The organism is Streptomyces sp. NPDC101132 (genome assembly GCF_044759225.1).
Lineage (GTDB): Bacteria > Actinomycetota > Actinomycetes > Streptomycetales > Streptomycetaceae > Streptomyces.
In genome coordinates, this window is sequence record NZ_JBIVYX010000007.1 from 1 (window position 1) to 24,295 (window position 24,295).

Sequence of the window (24,295 nt, forward strand, 5' to 3'; positions counted from 1 at the left end):
GGGCCTGCCGCTGGGGGTACCTCCCAGCGGTAGCTGGGGGAGGCCTGCAGGCCACGACGGGTCAAGCACCGAGGGGACCCACACACCACACGACCGGCCCCGGCAGCACCGGCTCCCGGGCACCGGCCGGCCCCCGGCCCCGGCTCGCCCCAGCCCGCACGCCCGCACGCCCGCACGCCCGCACGCCCGCAGCCCGCAGGGCCCCCAGCCCGCAAGCCCCGCAGCCCGCATGCCCTCAAGCCCGAAAGCCCGCAGGTCGCGAGTGCCCGCACCCCGCAACCCCCTTCCTCGAACCCCGCAACCCCCACTCCCCCGCCCCCCACCCCCCGCACTAGGATGCTCACCGTCGGGCCGACTGGTCCGGCACCGCCGAAGGCGGCGTCATGGGAGGAAGCCCGGTGTGAATCCGGCGCGGTCCCGCCACTGTGAGCCCCGGTGTCCGCCCTCGCGCGGCGCCCGGGTGAGCCAGGAACTCCCGCCGCCTTCACTGCCCGGGGCGCGGAAACCCCGAGGAAGGCCGGACGCCGCATGATCCTGCTGCTGTCGACGTCGGACACCGACCTGCTGAGCGCACGTGCGTCGGACGGCCCCGTCCCGTACCGCTTCGCGAACCCCTCCCGGCTCCCCCTGGACGACCTGCCCGCGCTGCTCGACGGGGCCGACCTCGTCGTCGTCCGCCTGCTCGGCGGCCTGCGCGCCTGGCAGGAGGGCCTCGACCTGCTGCTGGCCCCCGGCCAGACCAGGCCCGTCGTGGTGCTGACCGGCGAACAGGCCCCCGACGCGCAGCTGATGGAGGCCTCCACGGTGCCGATCGGCATCGCCGCCGAGGCCCACGCCTACCTCGCGCACGGCGGCCCGGCCAACCTGGAGCAGCTGGCCCGCTTCCTCTCCGACACCGTGCTGCTCACCGGCCACGGCTTCGAGCCCCCCGCCGCCTCGCCCACCTGGGGCGCGCTGGAGCGCGACCCGGCGCTCACCGTCCGCCCCCACCCGGACGCGCCCCGGATCGCCGTGCTCTACTACCGCGCCCACCAGATGAGCGGCAACACCGCCTTCGTGCACGCCCTGTGCGACGCGGTCGTCGAGGCCGGCGGCGCGCCCGTGCCGCTGTACGTGTCCTCCCTGCGCAGCCCGGAGCCGGAGCTGCTGGCCGAACTCGGCTCCGCCGACGCCATCGTGACCACCGTCCTCGCCGCCGGCGGCACCCGCCCGGCGGACGCCTCGGCCGGCGGCGACGACGAGTCCTGGGACGCGGGCGCCCTGGCCGCGCTCGACGTGCCGATCCTCCAGGCGCTCTGCCTGACCGGTTCGCGCGCCGACTGGGAGGAGAACGACGAGGGCCTGTCGCCGCTCGACGCCGCCAGCCAGGTCGCCGTGCCGGAGTTCGACGGCCGGCTGATCACCGTGCCGTTCTCCTTCAAGGAGATCGACGAGGACGGCCTGCCCGCGTACGTGGCCGACCCCGAGCGCGCCGCCCGCGTGGCCGGCACCGCCGTCCGCCACGCCCGCCTGCGCCACCTGCCGAACGCGGCGAAGCGGCTGGCCCTCGTGCTCTCCGCGTACCCCACGAAGCACTCCCGCATCGGCAACGCCGTGGGCCTCGACACCCCCGCCAGCGCGGTGGCGCTGCTGCGCCGGCTGCGCGCGGAGGGCTGGGACTTCGGCCCGGAGGAGGACATCCCTGGCCTGGTCTCCGGCGACGGCGACGAGCTGATCCGCGCCCTGATCGAGGCCGGCGGCCACGACCAGGACTGGCTGACCGAGGAGCAGCTGGCCAAGAACCCGGTCCGCATCCCGGCCGCCGATTACAAGCGCTGGTACGCCCGGCTCCCCGCGGAGCTGCGCGAGCAGGTCGAGGAGCACTGGGGCCCCGCGCCGGGCGAGATGTTCCTGGACCGCACGCACAACCCGGAGGGCGACATCGTCCTCGCGGCGCTGCGCCGCGGGAACCTGCTCGTCCTGATCCAGCCGCCGCGCGGCTTCGGCGAGAACCCGATCGCCATCTACCACGACCCGGACCTGCCGCCCTCGCACCACTACCTGGCGGCCTACCGCTGGATCCAGGCGGCCGCGGAGGACGGCGGATTCGGTGCCGACGCGATGGTGCACCTGGGCAAGCACGGCAACCTGGAGTGGCTGCCGGGCAAGAACGCCGGCCTCTCCGCGGCCTGCGCGCCCGACGCCGCGCTCGGCGACCTGCCGCTGGTGTACCCGTTCCTCGTGAACGACCCGGGCGAGGGCACCCAGGCCAAGCGCCGGGTGCACGCGACGCTGGTCGACCACCTGGTGCCGCCGATGGCCCGCGCCGACTCGTACGGCGACATCGCGCGCCTGGAGCAGCACCTCGACGAGTACGCGCAGATCTCCTCGATGGACCCGGCGAAGCTGCCCGCGATCCGCGCGCAGATCTGGACGCTGATCCAGGCCGCCAAGCTCGACCACGACCTCGGTCTGGAGGAGCGCCCGGACGACGACGGCTTCGACGACTTCCTGCTGCACGTCGACGGCTGGCTGTGCGAGGTCAAGGACGCCCAGATCCGGGACGGCCTGCACGTGCTCGGCGGCGCGCCGACCGGCCCCGAGCGGGTCAACCTGGTGCTGGCGATCCTGCGGGCCCGCCAGATCTGGGGCGGTACGACGGCCCTGCCCGGCCTGCGCGAGGCGCTGGGCCTGGACGAGTCCAAGGCCACCCGCACCTCCGCCGACGAGGCGGAGGAGACGGCCCGCGCGCTGGTCGAGGCGATGGAGGCGGCGGGCTGGGACCCGGCGGCCGTGGCCGGGGTCGCCGAGGGCCACCCGGCCGGCGTGGCGGACGTACTGGCCTTCGCCGCCCGCGAGGTGGTGCCGCGGCTGGCCGCCACCACGGACGAGCTGGACCACGCGGTGCACGCGCTGAACGGCGGCTTCGTGCCGGCCGGCCCCTCGGGCTCGCCGCTGCGCGGCCTGGTCAACGTGCTGCCGACCGGCCGGAACTTCTACTCCGTCGACCCCAAGGCGGTGCCCTCGCGCCTCGCGTGGGAGACCGGACAGGCGCTCGCCGACTCGCTGCTGGAGCGCTACCGCACGGACAACGGCGAGTGGCCGGCCTCCGTGGGCCTGTCCCTGTGGGGCACGAGCGCCATGCGCACCGCCGGCGACGACGTGGCCGAGGCCCTCGCCCTGCTCGGCGTCCGCCCGGTGTGGGACGAGGCCTCGCGCCGGGTCACCGGCCTGGAGCCGGTGCCGGTCGCCGAGCTGGGCCGCCCGCGCATCGACGTGACGCTGCGCATCTCGGGTTTCTTCCGGGACGCGTTCCCGCACGTGATCGGGCTGCTCGACGACGCGGTGCGGCTGGCCGCCTCGCTGGACGAGAGCGCCGAGGACAACTACGTACGGGCGCACGCCCAGGCGGACCTGGCCGAGCACGGCGACGAGCGGCGGGCCACCACCCGCATCTTCGGCTCCCGCCCGGGCACCTACGGCGCCGGCCTGCTCCAGCTGATCGACAGCCGGGACTGGCGCACCGACGCCGACCTGGCCGAGGTGTACACGGTGTGGGGCGGCTACGCGTACGGCCGGGGCCTCAACGGCCGGCCGGCGCGGGACGAGATGGAGTCGGCGTACAAGCGGATCACGGTGGCGGCCAAGAACACCGACACCCGCGAGCACGACATCGCCGACTCGGACGACTACTTCCAGTACCACGGCGGCATGGTGGCGACCGTGCGCGCGCTGCGGGGCACCGCCCCGGAGGCGTACATCGGCGACTCGACCCGGCCGGAGACGGTCCGCACGCGCACGCTGGTCGAGGAGACCTCCCGGGTGTTCCGGGCGCGCGTGGTCAACCCGAAGTGGATCGAGGCGATGCGCCGCCACGGCTACAAGGGCGCCTTCGAGCTCGCGGCGACGGTGGACTACCTGTTCGGGTACGACGCGACGACCGGCGTGATCGCGGACTGGATGTACGACAGGCTCACCCAGGCGTACGTGCTGGACCCGGAGAACCAGGCCTTCCTGAAGGAGGCCAACCCCTGGGCGCTGCACGGCATCGCGGAGCGGCTGCTGGAGGCGGAGTCCCGCGGGCTGTGGGAGAAGCCGGACCCGCAGGTGATCGAGGCGCTGCGGCAGGTGTTCCTGGACACCGAGGGCGACCTGGAGGGCCAGGCCGGGCAGGAGTAGCGGGCGCGCCGTACGCGGCCGTCGGGGCGGGCTCCGTTCCGTGGGGAGGACGTCCGACGACCTCCTCCCACGGAGCGGACGCTGCACGGCGCGGGCCGAACCGCCAGCGGGTCACCGGGCTTTCACCTGATGCGGTGAACCGCCCCATGGGCGGGCCGGGCCGGGGGTAGGGCACTGCCGATCCCGCGCGCGGACCGGGGAAACGGGCCGGGGAACGGCCCGGGGAAACGGTCACCCTCCGCGCGGCGGGACGCCCCGACGACGAAGCGAAGTGAAAGGCCGGGCCCTCCGTGACGCAGCCGTTCCACCTGCCGGACTTCTACGTGCCCCATCCGGCGAGACTCAACCCCCACGTGGAGCAGGCCAGGGCCCACAGCACGGAGTGGGCCCGCGGCTTCGGGATGCTGGAGGGGTCCGGGGTCTGGGAGCAGAGCGACCTCGACTCCCACGACTACGCCCTGCTGTGCGCGTACACGCACCCGGACTGCGACGCCGACGCCCTGTCGCTGATCACCGACTGGTACGTGTGGGTCTTCTTCTTCGACGACCACTTCCTGGAGCTCTTCAAGCGCACCAACGACCGCGAGGGCGCCCGCAGTTACCTCGACGGGCTGGCCGCGTTCATGCCGATGGACCTCGACGACGGCTTCCCCGAGCCGTCGAACCCGGTCGAGGCGGGCCTGAAGGACCTGTGGCTGCGCACGGTGCCCGCCATGTCGCCGGACTGGCGGGCCCGGTTCGCGGAGAGCACCCGCAACCTCCTCAACGAGTCGATGTGGGAGCTGCACAACATCGGCATCGGGCGGGTGGCGAACCCGCTGGAGTACGTCGAGATGCGCCGCAAGGTCGGCGGCGCGCCCTGGTCGGCCGGGCTGGTGGAGTACGCGGCGGCCGAGGTGCCCGCGCGGGTGGCCCACGCCCGGCCGCTGCGGGTGCTGCGGGACGCCTTCTCCGACGCGGTGCACATCAGGAACGACCTGTTCTCGTACCAGCGCGAGGTGCAGGACGAGGGCGAACTGTCCAACGCGGTGCTGGTCCTGGAGACCTTCCTCGGCTGCACCACCCAGGAGGCGGCCGACCTCTCGAACGACCTGCTGACCTCGCGGCTGCACCAGTTCGAGCACACGGCGCTCGCCGAGGTGCCCGCGCTGGCCGCCGAGTTCGGGCTCACGGCGCCCGAACTGGCCGCCGTCCTCGCGTACGCCAAGGGCCTCCAGGACTGGCAGTCCGGCGGCCACGAATGGCACATGGTCTCCAGCCGGTACATGAACGAGCACGCCCGGCGGACCGCCGCCGTCCCGCTGCCCGTGCCGGGCCCGGGGGCCCCGGGCGGGGCGGCCCTCCCGGGCGCGGTGACGCACAGCGGTCCGGGGACGGCCGCGCTCGACATCCGGTCCGTGTTCGCCCCGCGCGCCGCGGAGCTGCGCCGGCGGAGCCTCGGCCACGTGCCGTTCCGGCAGGTCGGGCCCGTCGCGCCGCCCGAGGTCACGCTGCCCTTCCCGGTCTCCCTCAGCCCCCACCTCGACCGGGCGCGGGCCGGGCTGGTGGAGTGGTGCCGCGAGATGGGCCTGCTGGAGCCGTACCCGGGCGACCCGGCCTCCGGGATCTGGGACGAGGACCGGCTGCTGGCCTTCGACTTCGCGCTCTGCTCCGCGGCGATCGACCCGGACGCCACGCCGGAGCAGCTGGACATCAGCGCGCGCTGGCTGGCCTGGGGCACGTACGCCGACGACTACTACCCGGTGGCCTTCGGCGCCACCAGGTCCCCCGACGCGGCCCGCGCCGCCACCGAACGGCTGCTGTCCATGGTGCCGTTGGACCCGGCCGAGGCGCCCGAGCCGCTGGTGCCGCTGGAGCGCAGCCTCAGGGAGCTGTGGGCGCACAGCGTGGCCGGCATGGCCGGGCCGGTGCGGGAGGAGTTCCGCGGCGCCCTGGCCGACATGCTGGAGAGCTGGGTGTGGGAGATCGACAACACCACGCTGAACCGCGTCCCGGACCCGGTCGACTACGCGGAGATGCGCCGGCACACCTTCGGCAGCGGGCTGACGATGTTCCTGGCGCGCCAGGGGCGGGCGGGGCGGGGGGTGCCGGCCGAGGTGTTCGGGGACGGGGTGGTGCGGTCGCTGGAGAACGCCGCGGCGGACGTGGCCTGCATGGTCAACGACCTGTTCTCGTACCGGAAGGAGATCGAGTTCGAGGGCGAGGTGCACAACCACGTCCTGGTGACGGAGACCTTCTTCGACATCGAGCCCCCGGCGGCCTCCGGCATCGTGGCGGACCTGCTCCGGCAGCGGACCCGGGAGTTCGAGCACGTCCGCGACCACCAGCTGCCGGTGCTGTACGAGGACCGCGGGCTGGACCGGGCGGGCCGGGCGGCGATGGACGCGTACGTCCGGGAGCTGGAGGACTGGATGGCGGGCGTCCTGCACTGGCACCGGGAGACCCGGCGGTACGACGAGGAGTACGCGTCCCGGGCGGCGGGGCGGGGCGCGGTGGCCGGCACCGGGGCGTCCGCGGGGGCCGGGCCCCTGCCGGACGCGGGGCCGGCCCCGGCCGCGCGGCCGCCGTCGGACGTCGGGCTGCCGACCGGCCTCGGGTCGTCCGCGGTGCGGCTGTTCCGCCCCCAGCCGGCCTGATCCGGCGCGGCCCCGGCCGCTCTGACCGGGCGCCGGTCCCGGGCGGCTGATCCGGCGCCGGCCCCGGCCGGTCCCCGAGGGGCCGGTCCGGGGCCGCGCCGGTCAGAACTCGTCGAGGGTGTGCGGCAGCAGCCCGGTGCGCAGCCCCGCGTCGAGCCACTCGGCCGCCCCCGGCGTGTGCTCGGTGACCAGCCCGGCCCGCACCAGGGCCCCGGCCGGGGTCCCGCCGAGGTAGCAGGCGGCCAGGTCCCGCACGTCGAAGACGAGGTCGGGCGCCTCGTGCACGGGCTCGTACGCGGCCCCGTCCGGCCCGGCCTTGAGGCGGAACCGCCCCGCGTTGGCCGGCAGCCGGTCGTCCCGCACCTCCAGCACCAGTTCCACCGGGGCGGCCCAGGACCGCGCGGTCAGCGCGGCCCGTACGTCGACCAGGCGCACCCAGAGGGCGGGGAACTGCTCGGTGACGCGCACCTGGTCGCGGTCGGCCGCGAAGAGCAGCAGCGGGTCGTCGGCCGGCCGGCCCCAGGCGCGTACCGTGCCCGCGAGGTCGAGGGCGGTCAGGCACTGCCAGAGCGCGGCGGCCGCGGCGGGGGTGTCCGCCTCCAGTTCGTGGACCTGCACGACCCCGCGGCCGCGGCCCGGTGCGCCGGGCTGTTCCTCGGTCTTGCTGCGGTAGACGGCGTAGCCGGCGAGCGGGTCGCCGAGGGCGAGGATCCGCGGCGGGCCCAGCTCGTCGTCCTCCTCGTCCTGCTCGGCCAGCCAGTCGGCGCGCCAGCGGGCCTCGTCGCGCAGGGTCCGGCCGGCGCGGAGGGTCCGGGTGCGTTCGAAGTAGGGGCCGAGGAGAGCGGGTGCCTCGTCGGGGGCGACCAGGCGCAGCGGGCGCGGGTCGGGCGTGATGCGCAGGGCGAGCGGGCGGGTGGCGTCGATCTCGACGCTGACGCCCTGCGTGGCGGCGCCGAAGCCGAACCGCCCGTAGATGGCGGTCTCGGAGGCCCAGAGGGCGGCGACCGGGTGCTCGTCGCGGACGGCCCGGTCCAGCCGTGCGGCCATCATCGCGGTGAGCACCCCGCGGCGGCGGTGGGTGGGGGCCACGGCGACGAAGGTGAGGCCGGGGCACGGCAGGTCCGCGCCGGGTACGGAGATCCGGAAGGGGTGCGCGGCGAGGAAGCCGACCAGGGTGGTCCCGTCGTAGGCACCGAGGCGGTCGCACCCGCGGAGCAGCTCGCGGTGGCGTTCGCGGACCCGTTCCTCGGGGCGGTCGTGGAAGACCAGGTAGGCGAGTTCCAGCGCGGCGTCGATGCCGTCCTCGGGCACCTCTCGGATGTCCAGCATGATCAAGACCCTAATGGGTTATTACGGCCCGGTTACCGCAGAATGGCCGGTTTCGCCAGGCGGACGAGCTCCAGGGCCTGCTCCGGGAACCACGCGCCGGCCTTCGGGTCCACGGTGCCCCGCGCGGGGTCCTCGGGGCCCTCGGTGCCGCGCAGGCAGGCGCCGTCGGACTCCCCCGGCGTCTTGATCCACAGCCTGGCGTCGTGGAGCGGGTCGCCGGTGGCGGTGGTGGGGCGGGCGCCCAGGCCGCGGCCAGGCGGGTTGCACCACTCCTGGGGGTCGGCGTAGCGGTCGGCGGGGGCCTTCCAGGGGCCCTGTCCGTTGCGGCTGCTGTCGGTGATGAAGTGCTTCATCGTGGCCGGATCCGGTGCCCCCACCCGGGCGGCGATCCAGGCGCGGGCCTCGCCGCGCGGGCGCCGCTGGTCGGGGCAGTCCGCGCTGTCGCCGCCCTGGTCGGCGTACCGGAGGCAGGCGGAGACCAGGTGGGCGAACCAGCTGCTGTCGTCGTCGGTGGTGTAGTTGGAGATGTTGACGGCGAACCCGGTGGCCGCGGCGACGCCGGCCTGACGCAGGCGCGGAACGATGTTGTTGACGGTGTGCCAGTCCGCGTGTCCGGTGTCCAGGTAGACGTCGGCGGCCGGCTTGGACTCCAGGGTGCGGACCGCGTAGTCGATCTCGGTGTAGCGGGAGGCGGTCCTGGTGCGGCCGAGGGCGTCACCGCCGCCGGCGCACTCGCGCGGGAGCAGGGCGAGCGAGTCGGGTTCGAGGACGACGAGGGCGCGGTGGTCGTCGATGCCGCGCGCCACGGCGTCGATCCAGGAGCGGTACGCGGCGGTGCCGGCCGCGCCGCCCGCGCTGTACTGGGAGCAGTCGCGGCCCGGCACGTTGTAGAGGACCAGCACCGGCAGCGTGCCGGCGCGGGCGGCGGCCATCGTGGTGGCCCGGGCCTCGGCCTCGGCCTGGGCGGGGGTCTGGTCGCCGAGCCAGACGGCGTGCGGGGTACGGGCCATGGCCAGGATCCCGGCGGCCTCGCGGTGCAGCCCGCGGTCGGCGAGCTCCCGGGCCTGCCGCTCCGCGGCCGGGTTGGGCTCGGGGACGTACAGGGCCTGCTGCGGGGCGGGCGCGGCGGCGCCGGGGGCGGGCAGCAGCGCGGCGCCCGCGGCGAGGGCGGCCAGCGCCCGGGCGAGGATGCGGTGGAACACGCCCCGACGCTGACGGAGCCGCCCCGCACGGGTCAACCCCCGTTCCCCGGTACGGCCCAAGGGCACAACCCGTGCGGGTTGCGCCCTCGGCGGTGTGCTTACGGAACGTCCGGCGGCGGCTGCGGGCGGGTGGGCCGGCCGCGTGTGCCGCCGGTCGGGTCAGGCGACGGCGGCGCGGGAGGTGGGGCGGGGGTCCGGGAGTTCGCGGTGGATCGGCGAGTGGGCGCCGGTCAGGGCGATGCCGCTGCCACCGCGGCGGTTGGCGACGATCTCGGCGGCGATGGAGATCGCGGTCTCCTCGGGGGTCCGGGCGCCGAGGTCCAGGCCGATCGGGGAGCGCAGCCGGCCGAGCTCCAGGTCGGTGACGCCGACGGCGCGGAGCCGCTTGTTGCGGTCGTCGTGGGTCCGGCGCGAGCCCATCGCGCCGACGTAGGCGACGGGGAGGCGCAGGGCCAGCTCCAGCAGCGGGACGTCGAACTTGGCGTCGTGGGTGAGCACGCAGAGCACCGTGCGGCCGTCGACCTCGGTGGACTCCAGGTAGCGGTGCGGCCAGTCCACGACGATCTCGTCGGCCTCGGGGAACCGGGCCTTGGTGGCGAACACCGGGCGGGCGTCGCAGAGCGTGACGTGGTAGCCGAGGAACTTGCCGACGCGCACCAGGGCGGCGGCGAAGTCGATGGCACCGAAGACGATCATGCGCGGGGCCGGGACGCTGGACTCGACCAGCACCTTCAGCGGCTCTCCGCAGAGGCGGCCGTCCGCACCGATCTCCAGGACGCCGGTCCGGCCGGCGTCCAGCATGGCGCGGGCCTCCTCGGCGACGGTGCGGTCCAGCTCCGGGCTGCCGCCGAAGCCGCCCTGGTGGGCGCCCTCGGAGCGGACCAGCACGGGACGGCCCACGAGCTCGGCGGGGCCGGCGGCGACGCGGGCCATGGCGGCCGGGGAGCCGGCCGCGGCGGCGGCTATCGCGGCCTCGAAGACGGCCCGGTCGGGGCTGTCGGCGCGGACCGGGGTGACCAGGATGTCGATGACGCCACCGCAGGTCAGGCCCACGGCGAAGGCGTCGTCGTCGCTGTAGCCGAAGCGCTCCAGGACGGTCTCGCCGTCCTCGATGGCCGTTCGGCACAGCTCGTAGACCGCACCCTCCACGCATCCGCCGGAGACCGAACCGATCGCGGTGCCGTCGCTGTCGACGGCGAGCGCGGCTCCGGGTTGCCGGGGCGCGCTGCCGCTGATCGCCACCACGGTGGCGACCGCGAAGTCGCGTCCCTGCTCGACCCACCGGTTCAGCTCTTCGGCGATGTCCAGCATTGCGGCCTCCCTGAGGGGTTCGGTTCCAGTATCGGACGGGTGGGGGGTGCGGTCCCGGTCAGCGGACTCAGCTGATGCCGAGCCAGCCCTCGATCGGGTGCAGGGCGTAGAAGACCACGAAGATCGCGGTGAGGCCCCACATGAAGCCGCCGATCTCACGGGCCTTGCCCTGCGCGATCTTGATGGCGACGTAGCTGATGACGCCCGCGGCGACACCGGCGGTGATCTGGTAGGTGAACGGCATGATCACGACGGTCAGGAAGACCGGGATCGCGACCGAGCTGTCGGCCCAGTCCACGTGGCGGGCGTTCTGCATCATCATCGCGCCGATGACGACCAGGGCCGCGGAGGCGACCTCACCCGGGACGATCTGGGTGATCGGGGTGAAGAAGATGCAGGCGGCGAAGAACAGGCCGGTGATGACGGAGGCGAAGCCGGTACGGGCGCCTTCGCCGACTCCGGTCGCGGACTCGACGAACACGGTCTGGCCGGAGCCGCCCGTGATGCCGCCGATGGCACCGCCGGCGCCGTCGATGAACAGGGCCTTCGACAGGCCCGGCATGCGGCCCTTGTCGTCGGCCAGCTTGGCCTCGGTGCCGACGCCGATGATGGTGGCCATCGCGTCGAAGAAGCCGGCCAGCACCAGGGTGAAGACGATCATGCCGATCGTCACGGCGCCGACCTCGCCCCAGCCGCCGAACTCGACCTCGCCGAAGAGCGAGAAGTCCGGCATGGAGACCGCGGAGCCGCTGAGCTCCGGCGGGCCGCTGCGCCACGCCTTGGGGCTGATGTCGGCCACGGCGTTGAGGATCACGGCGAGGACGGTTCCGCCGACGATGCCGATCAGGATCGCGCCGGGAACCTTGCGTGCCTGCAGCATGAAGATGGCGAGCAGGGTCACGCAGAAGATCAGGACGGGCCAGCCGGCGAGCTCGCCGGCGGGTCCGAGGGTGACGGGACCGCCACCCTGGGAAGCGTGCACGAATCCGGCCTTCACGAGGCCGATCAGGGCGACGAACATGCCGATGCCCATGGTGATCGCGTGCTTGAGGGCGAGCGGGATCGCGTTCATGATCATCTCGCGGAGGCCGGTGACGACCAGGAGACAGATCACGACGCCGTACATCACGCACATGCCCATGGCCTGCGGCCAGGTCATCTCGGGGGCGACCTGCGAGGCGAGCACGCCGGAGACGGAGAGTCCGGCGGCGAGGGCCAGCGGCACCTTGCCGATGAAGCCCATGAGGAGCGTGGTCACGGCCGCGGCGAAGGCGGTGGCCGTGATGAGGGCCTTCTGGCTCAGAGTGTCGCCGGCGGCGTCCTTGCCAGAGAGGATCAGGGGGTTGAGCAGGAGGATGTACGCCATCGCCATGAAGGTGGTGATGCCGCCACGGACCTCGTTGCCGACCGAGGATCCTCTGTGGGTTATGTGAAAGTACCGGTCGAGCCAAGACCGTCCGGCCGCGGGGGAAGAGCCGGTTCCGGCGTCTTCCGCGGTGGTCTTGGGCTCCACTGACGACTGGGTCATGGTGCCTAACTCCCAAGGTTCAAAGGGGCACCCGCAGGGGGTTCATTTTCAATCGCGGGATTTGGGACTGCGTTTGGCTGCACGACCCGGGGTGACGGCCCGAGCTGTGGTACTGCTGGGGGTGAAACTTCGGTGTTTCGGTCCTGCTGGTTGGTGCTGGGTCCTGCTGGGGTGTTGCCGGTGCTTCAGGTGGTGCTGGTGAAGCGGACCGCGAGCGGTGCGGTACTTCGTTGCTCCGGGCGGTGTGACCGCGTGAAGTGTGACGTTCCCCGGTCACACCGCCCGGAGAGTCCGGGGTCCGGGGGCCTCGCGGCCCCCGGAGGACGCCGTCCTAGAGGGTGCCGGTGAGGGCCTCGGGACGGATCGGCGTCTTGTTGAGCTCCAGACCGGTCGCCTGCCGGATCGCCGCGAGGACGGCCGGGGTGGACGACAGGGTGGGGGCCTCGCCGAGACCGCGCAGACCGTACGGCGCGTTCGGGTCGGCGAGCTCCAGGACGTCGACCGGGATGGTCGGGGTGTCGAGGATGGTCGGGATCAGGTAGTCCGTGAAGGAGGGGTTGCGCACCTTCGCGGTCTTCGGGTCCACGATGATCTCCTCCATCACCGCGACACCGAGACCCTGGGTGGTGCCACCCTGGATCTGGCCGACGACGGAGAGCATGTTCAGGGCCTTGCCGACGTCCTGCGCGGTGGCCAGCTCGACGACCTTGACGAGGCCGAGCTCGGTGTCCACCTCGACGACCGCGCGGTGCGCGGCGAAGGTGTACTGGACGTGGCCGTCGCCCTGGCCGGTGACCAGGTCGAACGCCTGGGTCGGGCGGTGGCGGAACTCGAGTTCGAGGTCGATCGCCTCGTCCTCGAGGATGTCGGCGATGTCCGCGAGGACCTCGCCGCCGTCGGTGACGACCTTGCCGCCCTCCAGGACCAGCTCCGCGTGGGCCCACGCCGGGTGGTACGAGCCGTTCTTGCGGCGGCCGATCTCCAGCAGCTTCTCGCGGACGGCCTCACAGGTGTTCTTCACCGCGCCACCGGTCATGTACGTCTGCCGGGAGGCGGACGTCGAACCGGCGGAGCCGACCTGGGTGTCGGCCGGGTGGATGGTCACCTGGGTGACGCCGAGCTCCGTGCGGGCGATCTGGGCGTGCACGGTGACACCGCCCTGGCCGACCTCCGCCATGGCCGTGTGGACCATCGCGACGGGCTCGCCGTTGATGACCTCCAGGCGCACGCGGGCGGTGGAGTAGTCGTCGAAGCCCTCGGAGAAGCCGACGTTCTTGATGCCGACCGCGTAGCCGACGCCGCGGACGACGCCCTCGCCGTGCGTGGTGTTCGACAGGCCGCCCGGCAGCGCGCGGACGTCCGCGTGCTCGCCGGCGGTCTCCCACTGGCGCTCCGGCGGCAGCGGGCGCTCCTTGACGCGGCGCAGCAGCTCGGCGACGGGCGCCGGCGAGTCCACGACCTGGCCGGTGGGCATGATCGTGCCCTGCTCCATGGCGTTCAGCTGGCGGAACTCGACCGGGTCCATGCCCAGCTTCGCCGCGAGCTTGTCCATCTGGGCCTCGTACGCGAAGCAGGCCTGGACGGCGCCGAAGCCGCGCATCGCCCCACAGGGCGGGTTGTTCGTGTAGAGCGCGACGGCCTCGATGTTCACGTTGTCGATGACGTACGGGCCCACCGAGAGGGAGGACGCGTTGCCGACGACGGCCGGGGAGGCGGAGGCGTACGCACCGCCGTCGAGCACGATCCGGCACTTCATGTGCGTGATCTTGCCGTCCTTGGTGGCGCCGTGCTCGTACCAGAGCTTCGCCGGGTGGCGGTGCACGTGGCCGAAGAAGGACTCGAAGCGGTTGTAGACCATCTTGACCGGCTTGTTGGTCGCGAGGGCCAGCAGGCAGGCGTGGATCTGCATCGAGATGTCCTCGCGGCCGCCGAAGGCACCGCCGACGCCGGAGAGCGTCATGCGCACCTTCTCCTCGGGCAGGCCGAGGACGGGGGCGATCTGCTTGAGGTCCGAGTGCAGCCACTGGGTGGCGACGTAGAGGTCGACGCCGCCGTCCTCGCCCGGTACGGCGAGGCCGGACTCCGGGCCGAGGAAGGCCTGGTCCTGCATGCCGAAGGTGTACTCGCCGGTGACGATGACGTCGGCCTTCTTGGCCGCCTCGTCCGCGTCGCCGCGGATGATCGGCTGGCGGTGCACGATGTTCGGGTGCGGGACGTGACCGGCGTGGTGGTCGTCGCGGCCCGGGTGGAGCAGGACCGCGTCCTCGGCGAGGGCGGAGGCCTCGTCCGTGACGACCGGCAGCTCCTTGAAGTCGATCTTGATCTTCGCGGCGGCGCGGCGGGCGGTCTCCGGGTGGTCGGCCGCCACGAGGGCGATCGGCTCGCCGTGGTGGCGTACCCGGCCGTTGGCCAGGACGGGGGTGTCCTGGATCTCCAGACCGTAGTTCTTCATCTCCGCGGGCAGGTCCGCGTAGGTGAGGACCGAGTAGACGCCGGGCATGGCCAGCGCCTCGGAGATGTCGATGTTCTCGATCTCGGCGTGGGCGATCGGGCTGCGCAGGGTCTGGCCCCACAGCATGTCCTCGTGCCACATGTCCGAGGAGTACGCGAACTCGCCGGTGACCTTCAGGGTGCCGTCCGGGCGGAGCGTGGACTCGCCGATGCCGCCCTTGTTGTGCTTCTGGGTGACGTTGGTCGGCGTACCGGAGGGCGCGGTGCGGGTGTTGGCCATGGTCAGACCGCCTCAGACTGACGGGCGGCCGCCAGGCGGACCGCGTCGAGGATCTTCTCGTAGCCCGTGCAGCGGCAGAGGTTGCCGGACAGGGCCTCGCGGATGTCCTGGTCGGACGGGTCGGCGTTCTGCTCCAGCAGCGCGTCGGCCTGGACCAGCAGACCCGGGGTGCAGAAGCCGCACTGGACGGCGCCGGCGTCGATGAACGCCTGCTGGATCGGGGAGAGCTCGACGCCCTCGCCGGTCTGCGAGTCGCCCGGCTTGGCGGCCCAGCGCTTGGCCTCGTCGGTGGAGACGCCGCTGCCGCCGCCGCACGCGCCGGTGCCGCAGGCGTGGCCGTGGTCCTCGCGCTGCTTGGAGAAGTCGGCCAGGCCCTCGACGGTCACCACGTCGCGGCCCTCGACCTGACCCGCGGCGACCAGACACGAACAGACCGGCACGCCGTCGAGACGGACGGTGCAGGAACCGCACTCGCCCTGCTCGCAGGCGTTCTTCGAGCCGGGCAGGCCCAGGCGCTCACGCAGGACGTAGAGGAGGGACTCGCCCTCCCAGACGTCGTCGGCTTCCTGCGGACGACCGTTGACGGTGAAATTGACGCGCATGGTTACGCAGCCCCTTCAAGCGAGCGGCCGTTCGTGCCGCGGTACTGCTCCCAGGTCCAGACGAGCTGGCGGCGAGCAAGGATGCCAACCGCGTGACGGCGGTACTTCGCCGTGCCACGGACGTCGTCGATCGGGTTGCACGCGCCGGAGGCGAGCTCACCGAACTGCTTGGCGATCGACGGGGTGATGACCTTGCCGGACTCCCAGAACCCGCCCTCTTCGAGCGCGGCGTTCAGGAACTCCTCGGCGGCCTTGGCCCGGATGGGCGTGGGGGCGGCCGAACCGATGCCCGTACGCACGGTGCGGGTGTCGGGGTGCAGGGCCAGGCCGAAGCCGCACACCGCGATGACCATCGCGTTGCGCGTGCCGACCTTGGAGTACTGCTGCGGGCCCGTGGCGTTCTTGATGTGGACCGACTTGATCAGCTCGTCCGCGGCGAGCGCGTTGCGCTTCACGCCGGTGTAGAACTCGTCGATCGGGATCAGGCGGGTGCCACGGACGGACTCGACCTCGACCTCGGCGCCGGCGGCGAGGAGGGCGGGGTGGGAGTCACCGGCGGGCGAGGCGCAACCGAGGTTGCCGCCGACGCCGCCGCGGTTGCGGATCTGCGGGGACGCGACCGTGTGCGAGGCGAGCGCGAGACCCGGCAGCGTGCCGCGCAGGTTCTCCATGATCTGGGTGTAAGGGACGGAGGCGCCGAGCTTGGTGACCTCCTCGCCTACCTCCCACTCCCGCAGCAGCTCGATGCGGTTGAGGTCGAGGAGGTACTCCGGACGGCGGTGGTCGAAGTTGATCTCGACCATGATGTCGGTGCCACCCGCAATCGGCACAGCTGTGGGGTACTCGGCCTTAGCGGCGAGCGCCTCCTCCCAGCTGGCGGGGCGAAGGAAGTCCATGTACGGCTCTCTTCTTCTTAATCGGGTCGTTCACTTCAAGCCAGGAGGCCCAAAGGCCCTCGACTGGTCGTTCACGTGCTGTTAACGCGGTGTGGAGTCAGTACACAAGCCGCGCATCCCTCGGGTGCAGTCACCGAAACCATGAAGCAGTTGGCTGGCGGCCTCCCTCGTCTTGTAGATTCGTATGAAAGGCGAGGCGCGCTGACCTCGCCGATTTCCAACGGCAACATCGAGACAGATCGGCGGCGACCCCATGCGGCTGCGCGCACTGCTGGAAACCGAGGCGCTGGGCTTGCGGCTGCTCGGCGGCGAGGAAGAGCTCGACCGTACGGTCCGAGGCGTCATGACCACGGACCTGAAAGACCCGAGCCGATACCTTTCGGGCGGAGAATTGGTGCTGACGGGGCTGGCCTGGCGACAGAATCCGGCCGACTCCGAGCCTTTCGTACGAATCCTTGCGTCGGCGGGTGTCGCAGGCCTCGCGGCGGGCGAGGCGGAGATCGGGGGCATCCCCGAGGATCTCGTTTCGGCCTGTCTCCGGAACCGGCTGCCGCTGTTCGCGGTGAACGAGGACGTTGCATTCGCCACGATTACGGAGTACGTCGTCCGGCAGGTGTCCGGGGAGCGCGCCGGGGACCTCGCGGCCGTCGTCGACCGCCACCGGCGGCTGATGACCTCGGGCCCCGCCGGCGGCGGACCTGATGTGGTGCTCGATCTGCTCACCACCGACCTCGATCTGCGCGCCTGGGTGCTGTCCCCCACGGGACGCCAGATCGCCGGCGCCGGGGAGGCGCTCTCGCCGGGCGTCTGCGCGGCGCTGGCGAGCGAGCATCTGGCGGCGGTCCGGACCGGCCGCCGGGGCCCGCACCGGATCTCCATCCAGGGTATTACCTACTCCCTCTTCCCGATCAGGGGAAACGGCCGCGCCACGGCCGGCGCGGGCGTCCGTGACGTGCGCGAGAGCGTGCTGTCGGACTGGCTGCTGGCCGTCGAGGCGGACGCCGGGGACTGGCCCGCGGAGCGGCTGGACCTGCTCCAGGGCGTCACCCAGCTGATCGCCGTGGAGCGGGACCGGCGCGACGCCGCCCGCACCGTGCGCCGCCGGCTGGCCCAGGAGGTGCTGGAGCTGGTGCAGACCGGCGCGGCGCCGGCCGAGATCGCCGCCCGCCTGCGGGTGGCCGCCCCCGTGCTGCTGCCCGGCCTCGGCGCGGCCCCGCACTGGCAGGTCGTGGTGGCCCGGGTGGACTGGGAGGGCGGGGACATCCCCGGCGGCCCGGTGGCCCAGTCGCTGCTGGAGGAGATCCTGGTCGACCCGAGCGTGTCCGGCCCCGAGCCGTCCGACCGGATCGCCGTGGCCCACGCCGGGGACGAGGCGATCGCCCTGGTCCCGCTGCCGGCCCTGGCCGGCGAGGGCGAGCCCGACACCGCCCTCCACGCCGACGTGCTGCTGACCTCGGTGCGGGAGCCCCTGGCGGCCGGTCTGGCCGACGACGGCCGGCTCACCCTGGGCGTCAGCGCGGCGGTGCACTCGGCCGAGGGGCTGCGCGGCGCCCTGGAGGAGGCCCGGCACGCCCGCCGGGTGGCCGCCGCCCGGCCCGGCCGGGTCTGCGCCGCCGGGCACCACGAGCTGGCCTCGCACGTGCTGCTGCTGCCGTTCGTCCCGGACGACGTGCGGCGCGCCTTCACGGCCCGGCTGCTGGACCCGCTGCGCGACTACGACCGGCGGCACCGCGCGGAGCTCATCCCGACGCTGGAGGCCTTCCTGGACTGCGACGGGTCCTGGACCCGCTGCGCGACCCGGCTGCACCTCCACGTCAACACGCTGCGCTACCGGGTCGGCCGGATCGAGCAGTTGACGGCGCGTGACCTTTCGCGCCTGGAGGACAAGCTCGATTTCTTCCTCGCCCTGCGGATGAGCTGACGGAACGCCGTTCCGGCGGGCCCCGGCGCCCGCCGGGGTCGGCCGAAACCACAGCCAAGAGATTGTGAAACCGTTCACCTGACCCCTTGGCCCAGCCCTCCGGTGTGTGCTGGGATGCGTCCACGGGCTCGACGACGCGCTTTTTCCGGGGAGGGCAATGTGGCGGACACCGCCATGTCGGGTGGTGGAACGACCGGGGGCGACGACCCCCTCCAGCGGGCGATATGGCGGCTGCGCTCCCGTGGCTGCTGGACGGACGCGGCCGCGCTGCTCGAACCGCACGCGGCGGCGCCGGCGGCCGCCCTCCAACGCGCGGCGCTGCTGATCGAGGGCTGCCTCTACACCGAGCGCGGCTGGACGGAGGCGGAGGAGGCCCTGCGGGCCGCCGAGGCGGTGGCCGGTACGGACGACGAGCGCGGCGAGGCCGCGTGCGAGCGGGGGTACCTGGCCTACGCGTCCACCCTGCTCGGGGTGCGGGACCGCGCCGACGAGGCCCGCTCCGCCCTGGGCCGGGCCGCGGCCCTGATCTCGCCCGACTCGCCCGCGCGGGCGCTGCTGGACTTCCGGCGGGGGCTGCTGTCCGAGAACATCTCCGGCTCGCCGCAGGCCGCGCGGGCCGCGTACCGCCGGTCCCACACGGCCGCGGCGGCGCACGGGGACTTCCTGCTGCTGTCCTTCACCTCCCGGCACCTCGCCGGGCTGGCGCTGCGGGACGGGGAGCTGGCCGAGGCCCGCACCGGGTTCGCGCAGTCGCTGCGGCTGCGCGAGGAACTGGGCTACCTGGTGGGCACCGCCCCCGCGCTGGCCGCGCTGGCCGAGGCGGAGGAGGAGCCCGAGGCGGGCCGGCTGCGGGAGGAGGCGCGGCGGCTGGTCAACCTGCTGGGCGGCGTACCGACGTGGCTGGCGGCGCAGCTGCGGCCGTCGCCCGCGGTCTGAGCACCGGCTGTGCCCGTCCCGAGGGGCGGGCACAGTCGCATGCGGCGGCCGGGCCGGTCAGGTCTGGGAGCCCGCGAAGTGTTCGCGTACGAGGGATTCGACGACCGGCAGGTCCTGGGCGATCAGGGCCTCCAGCAGGGCCGAGTGCTCGGCGGCGTCGGCCACCAGGTCGGCGCGCCGGACCGCGGGGGCGCCCGGCAGGGGCCACTGGGAGCGTCGGTGCAGGTCGTCGGCGACCAGCAGCAGCTGCTCGTTCCCGGCCAGGGCCAGCACCGCGCGGTGGAAGGCGCGGTCGGACTCCGCGTACCCCGCGACGTCGCCCGCGGCGGCGGCGGCGGTCGTCGCGGCGGCGAGGGGCCGCAGCGAGGGCCAGGTGCCCGCGGGCACGGTCCGCGCCAGCCGCAGCAACACCGGCACCTCCAGCAGGCCTCGCACCTCGGCCAGCTCGGCCAGCTCGCGCGGCGTGCGCTCGATCACCCGGAAGCCCCGGTTCGGCAGGCACTCCACCGCCCCCTCCAGGGCCAGCTGCTGCATGGCCTCCCGGACGGGCGTGGCGGACACCCCGAAGCGCTCCCCGAGCGCGGGCCCCGAGTAGATCTGCCCCGGCGCCAGGTCGCCGTCGATGAGGGCGGTGCGCAGCAGTCCGAGGACCTGCCGGCGGACGGAGTGCCGGGACACCTTCTGGGGCGGGATGGCCACCCCTTCGGCGGAAGGTGCCGTGGTGAGTGCGGCTTCCGACACGCGCCTCGTCCCTCCGTACCGGTCCGCCCCGCGCGGGCCGCCGTGCGCGGCCGCTGTCCAGGGGATGTCCCCCGAGGATAGGCGAAACGCCGGCCGGGGCCCGCGGTACGGACCCCGCAAGATCGGGTAAGGTAAGCCTAACCTTTGCTACGATCGCGATCGATGGGTCCCGTCATGACCGTCCCGGCTGCGCTCCCCGCCTCCCCGGCCGCCCCCGCCCACGCCCCCGTTTCCCCCGCGGGGGAACGCCGTGCCACCGCCGGCTCTCCGGTGACACCGGCGTACGCGCGGCTGGCCGAGGTGTTCCCGGGACTGACCGTCCGCGAGGCGGACGCCGCCGATCCGGCCCCGCGCGGTGCGGGCTGGGTCGGCGCCGCCGAGCTGGCGGCCGGGGGCGCGGCCCTGGACGCGTTCCTGGCCTGGGACGAGGCCCAGGTGCTGCGGGACTACGGACGGCAGGCCCGCCCGGACGTGATCGCGAGCTTCGGCCTCCACCGGTACGCGTGGCCCGCCTGCCTGCTGTTCACGGCTCCCTGGTTCCTGTCCCGGCGGGTTCCCCGGCTGCCCGTCGAGCGGGTCGCCTTCCACCGGACCCTCGGCCGGATGTCCGTACGGGTCGAGGAGTTCGCCTGCCTTCCGTCGGACCCGGCGGCCGCGCTCCCCGGGGCCCGGGTCGTGCCCGACGAGGAGGCGCTGCGGGCTGAGGTGCGGGCGGCGGTGGCCCAGCACGTCGCGCCGGTGCTGGAGGGCTTCGGGCCGCGGATGCGGCGCGGGCGGCGCGCCCTGTGGGGCATGGTGACCGACGAGGTCGCCGAGGGCATCTGGTACATCGCCAGCCTGCTCGGCGAGGAGTCCCGGGCCACGGCGGAGCTGGCGCTGCTGCTGCCGGGCTCGACCGCCCCGTACACGGGCGGCGCCGGCTTCCGTACGCTCACCGGGCCCGGCGGCCGGGAACTGCCCACCCGGGACCGCGCCAGCTGCTGCCTCTTCTACACGGTGCGCCCCGAGGACACCTGCGTGACCTGTCCGCGCACCTGCGACGCGGACCGGGTCGCCCGGCTGACCGCGGCCGCGACGGCGTAGGCCGGACCGCGGGGGCCGCACGCGGCACTGCGTACGCCGAGCGCGGCCGCCGGGGGTGGCCCGCTCCGTGCGCCGCACGCCCCCAGGCGCACACCTGGGCGGTCCTCCCGGGCGCGGCCGCCGGCCTCCCCGGCCCGGCCACCGGGCTCAGCCGGCACCCGGGCGGCCGGCCCGGCCCCCGCCGCCCTGCCGCACCGCGTCGTGCGCGGCCAGCGCGGCGTGCAGCGTCAGTACGTCGGCACCCCGGGCGGCGTCCAGCCCGGTGAGCTCGGCCGCCTTGCGCAGCCGGTAGTCGACGGTGTTGGGGTGGACCTGGAGCCGGGCGGCCGCCCCGCGCCGGTCGAGGCCGGAGGCGAGGAACGTCCGCAGCGTCTCCAGCAGCTCCGGGCGCCCCTCCAGGGGGCCCAGCAGCGCGGCGAGCCCGCGCCGCGCCGGACTCGGACGGCTCAGCTGGTACTCCAGCAGCACGTCCTCCAGCAGGTACAGCCCCGGCCCCCGGCCCGCGGCCTGCGCCACCTCCCGCACCTCACCGGCCAGCCGGGCCGCCTCCGCCACGTCCTCGGGCGCCGCCGGAACCACCGCCGCCAGCAGCTCGGCCCCGCACATCCGGCCGAGCTGTCCCACCATCCGGGTGAGCCGCTCCCGGTCCGCCGGACCGCACTCGGCGGCCGGGGTCTCGTACGGCACCAGCACCAGCCCGCCGGACCCGGACAGCACGGACAGCGGGATGCCGGCCGTCTGGCGCTGGAGCTCGTTCCGCAGCCGCCGGAGCTTGCGGCGGGCCGCGACCGCGTGGTTCACGCCGGGCAGCAGCTCGTCGGGGTGCGGCCCCACGCTGATGCTCAGCACCAGGTAGCAGGGCGGCAGCCGGATGCCGGCCCGGTCGGCCGCGGCCCGCGGACTGCCGCCCTCCAGCAGCCGGGACAGCAGGGACTGCAGGGCGACCTGTTCGTCGCCCAGGGCCATCTGCCGCTCCTGCACGTACCCCGCCGCCACGTCACAGCTCACCAGCCGCAGGTACGCGAGGAGTTGGCGCTGGACCAGCAGCACGTCGGCCAGGTCCTCCGGCCCCGCGGCCGAGAAGACCTGGGCGGCGCACTCCTCGGCGCCGAGGTGGTACGCGCTGACCACGGCCTCCAGCGGCACGCCCTCGTCGGCGCGCCGCGCCGAGGACTCGCGGATCGCCGCCTGCTCGGCCGGCCCGGGCAGTTCGCCGGTGCGCAGCACCTCGGCGAAGGTCCGGATGCCGCGGACGACCTGCTTGGCGATGTCGCCGCCGAGCTGTTCCGGCGGCAGCGCGCCGTACACGGGCAGCCGCTCCACCAGCCGGACCATCACGGCCCGTTCCAGCGTGCCTTCGGCCGCCCTCAGCCGTTTGTGGACCGGGACGCCGCCGAACCGCGGCGCCGCCTGGTCGGGTTCCGGGGCGTTGGACGCGGTCACAATCCACCTCTCCAATGTCTGGGGCCCGCCCCGGAGACGCGGCCGCGCGGGGCCCGCATGATGTTTCCGGGATTTTTCCTACTGGTTGGTAACACGTCCGGCCGGTGAACCGCCAGACAATCCCCCGCCCCTGTCACGTCGTTGCCGAAGCGCGCCGTACCCGGGAGCCCGCCGTCACGGACTCCGGCCCCGCACGCCCCCCACGAATCGAGGCACCCATGTCCAAGGCAGCCGTGCGCCTGACCACCCTCGCCGCCGCCACCGCGGTGGTCGTGGCCGCCTCCCCGGCGGCGACGGCCGGCGCGTCCGGCCTCCCGGCCGGCACGACCGCGGCCGTCGCGTCCCCCACGACCGCGGCCGCGGGCGACCCCTTCTACGCCTACGCCGGCAGCACGCCCCTGTCCGCGTTCGCGCCGGGCACCGTGCTGAGGTCCCGGACGCTGCAGTACCACCTCATCGGCATCCCCACCCCGCTGAAGGCGGTCCAGCTGCTGTACCGCACCACCGACGCCCAGGGCCGGCCGGCCGCGAACGTGACCACGGTCGTACACAGCCCGTCGGGCGACGGCAGCCGGGCGGTGTCCTACCAGTCCTTCTACGACTCGCTCAGCCCGGAGGACGGGCCGTCCCGCGCCATCGCCGGGAACGTCACCCTGGGCGGCCTGATCCCCAACGTCGAGGCCGTGTTCATGGCGCCGCTCCTCGCCAAGGGCTACGACCTCGTCATCCCGGACACCGAGGGCCAGCGGGCCAACTTCGCCGCGGGGCCGGAGTACGGGACCAACACCCTCGACTCGATCCGCGCCGCGACCCGCACGGACCTCACCCGGCTCGACGCGGACACCCGCTTCGCGCTGCTCGGCTACTCCGGCGGCGCCATCGCGACCAACTGGGCCGCCGCGCTCGCACCGCGCTACGCCCCGGACGTCAACGCCCGCCTGGTCGGCTACGCCGAGGGCGGCCTGCTCGTGGACCCGGCGCACAACCTCAAGTACGTCGACGGCTCGCTGGCCTGGTCCGGCGTCATCCCCATGGCGGTCATCGGGGTCTCCCGCTCGTACGACATCGACCTCAAGTCCTACCTCAGCGACTACGGCCGGAAGGTGTACGACCAGCTGGAGGACGGCTCCATCATCGACGCCATCGGCCACTACCCCGGCCTGACGTGGAAGAAGATGGCGAAGCCGGAGTACGCCGACCCCAACTCGATCCCCGCCTTCCTGGAGGCGGTCAACCGGCTCAACCTCGGGTCGGCCGCCACCCCGACCGTTCCCGGGTTCATCGGCCAGGGCGACGCGGGCGTCCTGGAGGGCACCTTCGGCAACCGGCCGGGCATCGGCACGGGCGACGGCGTCATGGTCGCCGGCGACGTGCGCGCGCTCGCCCGCCAGTACTGCGCCACCGGCGCCCCCGCCGTGAAGTACCGGCAGTACGAGCTGCTCAGCCACGTGGGCGCCACCGCCGCCTGGGCGCCCGTCGCGCTGGGCTGGATCGACGACCGCTTCGCCGGCCGGACGGCCCCCTCCGACTGCGGCCGCATCCCCGCCGGCAACTCCCTCGCCCCCGAGGAGGCCCCGGGGTCCTGAACACCGGCCCCCCTCCGGCTACTCCACTCTTTCGAGTGAGCGAATTCGAACTCAACTCCGTTTTCCCGAGAGGGAGTTCGAGACAGATCGCCCTATCCGGAGGGGGCCGCAACCCGATGGCGGTCACTTGACCCGAAACCCGCATGCGGCCTGCGCGCGATCCGCCAATATGACGCCGGAACGCCGCTCTCG

Annotated in this window: 15 protein-coding genes and 1 riboswitch; of the genes, 6 read left to right on the forward strand and 9 right to left on the reverse strand. The window is 73.9% G+C overall.

Going from position 1 to position 24,295, the window contains the following annotated elements:
- Nucleotides 1-387 precede the first annotated feature (387 nt).
- A riboswitch (cobalamin riboswitch) is annotated at nt 388-475 on the forward strand.
- A gap of 53 nt (nt 476-528) precedes the next feature.
- A complete protein-coding gene (gene cobN / locus ACIQUR_RS17450; RefSeq protein WP_403664897.1) occupies nt 529-4,158 on the forward strand; it encodes a cobaltochelatase subunit CobN in 3,630 nt (1,209 codons plus the stop codon).
- 290 nt (nt 4,159-4,448) lie between these two features.
- The gene (locus tag ACIQUR_RS17455; protein ID WP_403664899.1) at nt 4,449-6,794 is read left to right on the forward strand and encodes a germacradienol/geosmin synthase; all 2,346 of its coding nucleotides are present in this window, start codon (nt 4,449-4,451) and stop codon (nt 6,792-6,794) included.
- Nucleotides 6,795-6,896: 102 nt separating this feature from the next.
- Here ACIQUR_RS17455 and ACIQUR_RS17460 read toward each other — a convergent pair whose 3' ends face one another.
- The 7 genes from ACIQUR_RS17460 to ACIQUR_RS17490 form a co-directional block, all read right to left on the reverse strand.
- Nucleotides 6,897-8,123 carry a GNAT family N-acetyltransferase gene (locus ACIQUR_RS17460; RefSeq protein WP_403664901.1) on the reverse strand — a complete coding sequence of 409 codons (1,227 nt, stop codon included), beginning with the start codon at nt 8,121-8,123 and terminating at the stop codon, nt 6,897-6,899.
- 32 nt (nt 8,124-8,155) lie between these two features.
- Nucleotides 8,156-9,325: a glycoside hydrolase family 6 protein gene (locus ACIQUR_RS17465; RefSeq protein ID WP_403664903.1), complete on the reverse strand. Its 1,170-nt coding sequence runs from the start codon at nt 9,323-9,325 to the stop codon at nt 8,156-8,158.
- 159 nt (nt 9,326-9,484) lie between these two features.
- A complete protein-coding gene (locus ACIQUR_RS17470) occupies nt 9,485-10,636 on the reverse strand; it encodes an XdhC family protein (RefSeq protein ID WP_403664905.1) in 1,152 nt (383 codons plus the stop codon).
- A gap of 67 nt (nt 10,637-10,703) precedes the next feature.
- Nucleotides 10,704-12,164: an NCS2 family permease gene (locus ACIQUR_RS17475; protein WP_403664907.1), complete on the reverse strand. Its 1,461-nt coding sequence runs from the start codon at nt 12,162-12,164 to the stop codon at nt 10,704-10,706.
- 331 nt (nt 12,165-12,495) lie between these two features.
- Nucleotides 12,496-14,895, reverse strand: a complete 2,400-nt coding sequence (pucD, locus tag ACIQUR_RS17480; RefSeq protein WP_403664908.1) for a xanthine dehydrogenase subunit D — start codon at nt 14,893-14,895, stop codon at nt 12,496-12,498.
- 2 nt (nt 14,896-14,897) lie between these two features.
- Nucleotides 14,898-15,497, reverse strand: coding sequence for a (2Fe-2S)-binding protein (locus ACIQUR_RS17485; protein ID WP_403664910.1), 600 nt, complete (start codon nt 15,495-15,497; stop codon nt 14,898-14,900).
- A 2-nt stretch (nt 15,498-15,499) separates the two neighbouring features.
- Nucleotides 15,500-16,393, reverse strand: a complete 894-nt coding sequence (locus tag ACIQUR_RS17490; RefSeq protein ID WP_403664912.1) for an FAD binding domain-containing protein — start codon at nt 16,391-16,393, stop codon at nt 15,500-15,502.
- A gap of 253 nt (nt 16,394-16,646) precedes the next feature.
- Between ACIQUR_RS17490 and ACIQUR_RS17495 the strand changes: the two genes are divergently transcribed.
- Nucleotides 16,647-18,314: a PucR family transcriptional regulator gene (locus ACIQUR_RS17495; RefSeq protein WP_403664914.1), complete on the forward strand. Its 1,668-nt coding sequence runs from the start codon at nt 16,647-16,649 to the stop codon at nt 18,312-18,314.
- A 174-nt stretch (nt 18,315-18,488) separates the two neighbouring features.
- A complete protein-coding gene (locus tag ACIQUR_RS17500) occupies nt 18,489-19,250 on the forward strand; it encodes a hypothetical protein (protein ID WP_399942111.1) in 762 nt (253 codons plus the stop codon).
- A 57-nt stretch (nt 19,251-19,307) separates the two neighbouring features.
- Here the strand turns inward: ACIQUR_RS17500 and ACIQUR_RS17505 are convergent, their stop codons facing one another.
- Nucleotides 19,308-19,991, reverse strand: a complete 684-nt coding sequence (locus ACIQUR_RS17505; RefSeq protein WP_403664916.1) for a GntR family transcriptional regulator — start codon at nt 19,989-19,991, stop codon at nt 19,308-19,310.
- Nucleotides 19,992-20,165: 174 nt separating this feature from the next.
- Between ACIQUR_RS17505 and ACIQUR_RS17510 the strand changes: the two genes are divergently transcribed.
- The gene (locus ACIQUR_RS17510) at nt 20,166-21,074 is read left to right on the forward strand and encodes a (2Fe-2S)-binding protein (protein ID WP_403665542.1); all 909 of its coding nucleotides are present in this window, start codon (nt 20,166-20,168) and stop codon (nt 21,072-21,074) included.
- Between the two features lie 147 nt (nt 21,075-21,221).
- Here the strand turns inward: ACIQUR_RS17510 and ACIQUR_RS17515 are convergent, their stop codons facing one another.
- Nucleotides 21,222-22,517: a PucR family transcriptional regulator gene (locus ACIQUR_RS17515; RefSeq protein WP_403664918.1), complete on the reverse strand. Its 1,296-nt coding sequence runs from the start codon at nt 22,515-22,517 to the stop codon at nt 21,222-21,224.
- A 218-nt stretch (nt 22,518-22,735) separates the two neighbouring features.
- Between ACIQUR_RS17515 and ACIQUR_RS17520 the strand changes: the two genes are divergently transcribed.
- Nucleotides 22,736-24,103 (forward strand): lipase family protein, encoded by a 1,368-nt coding sequence (locus tag ACIQUR_RS17520; protein WP_403664920.1) that lies wholly within the window; start codon nt 22,736-22,738, stop codon nt 24,101-24,103.
- The last annotated feature ends 192 nt before the right edge of the window (nt 24,104-24,295 follow it).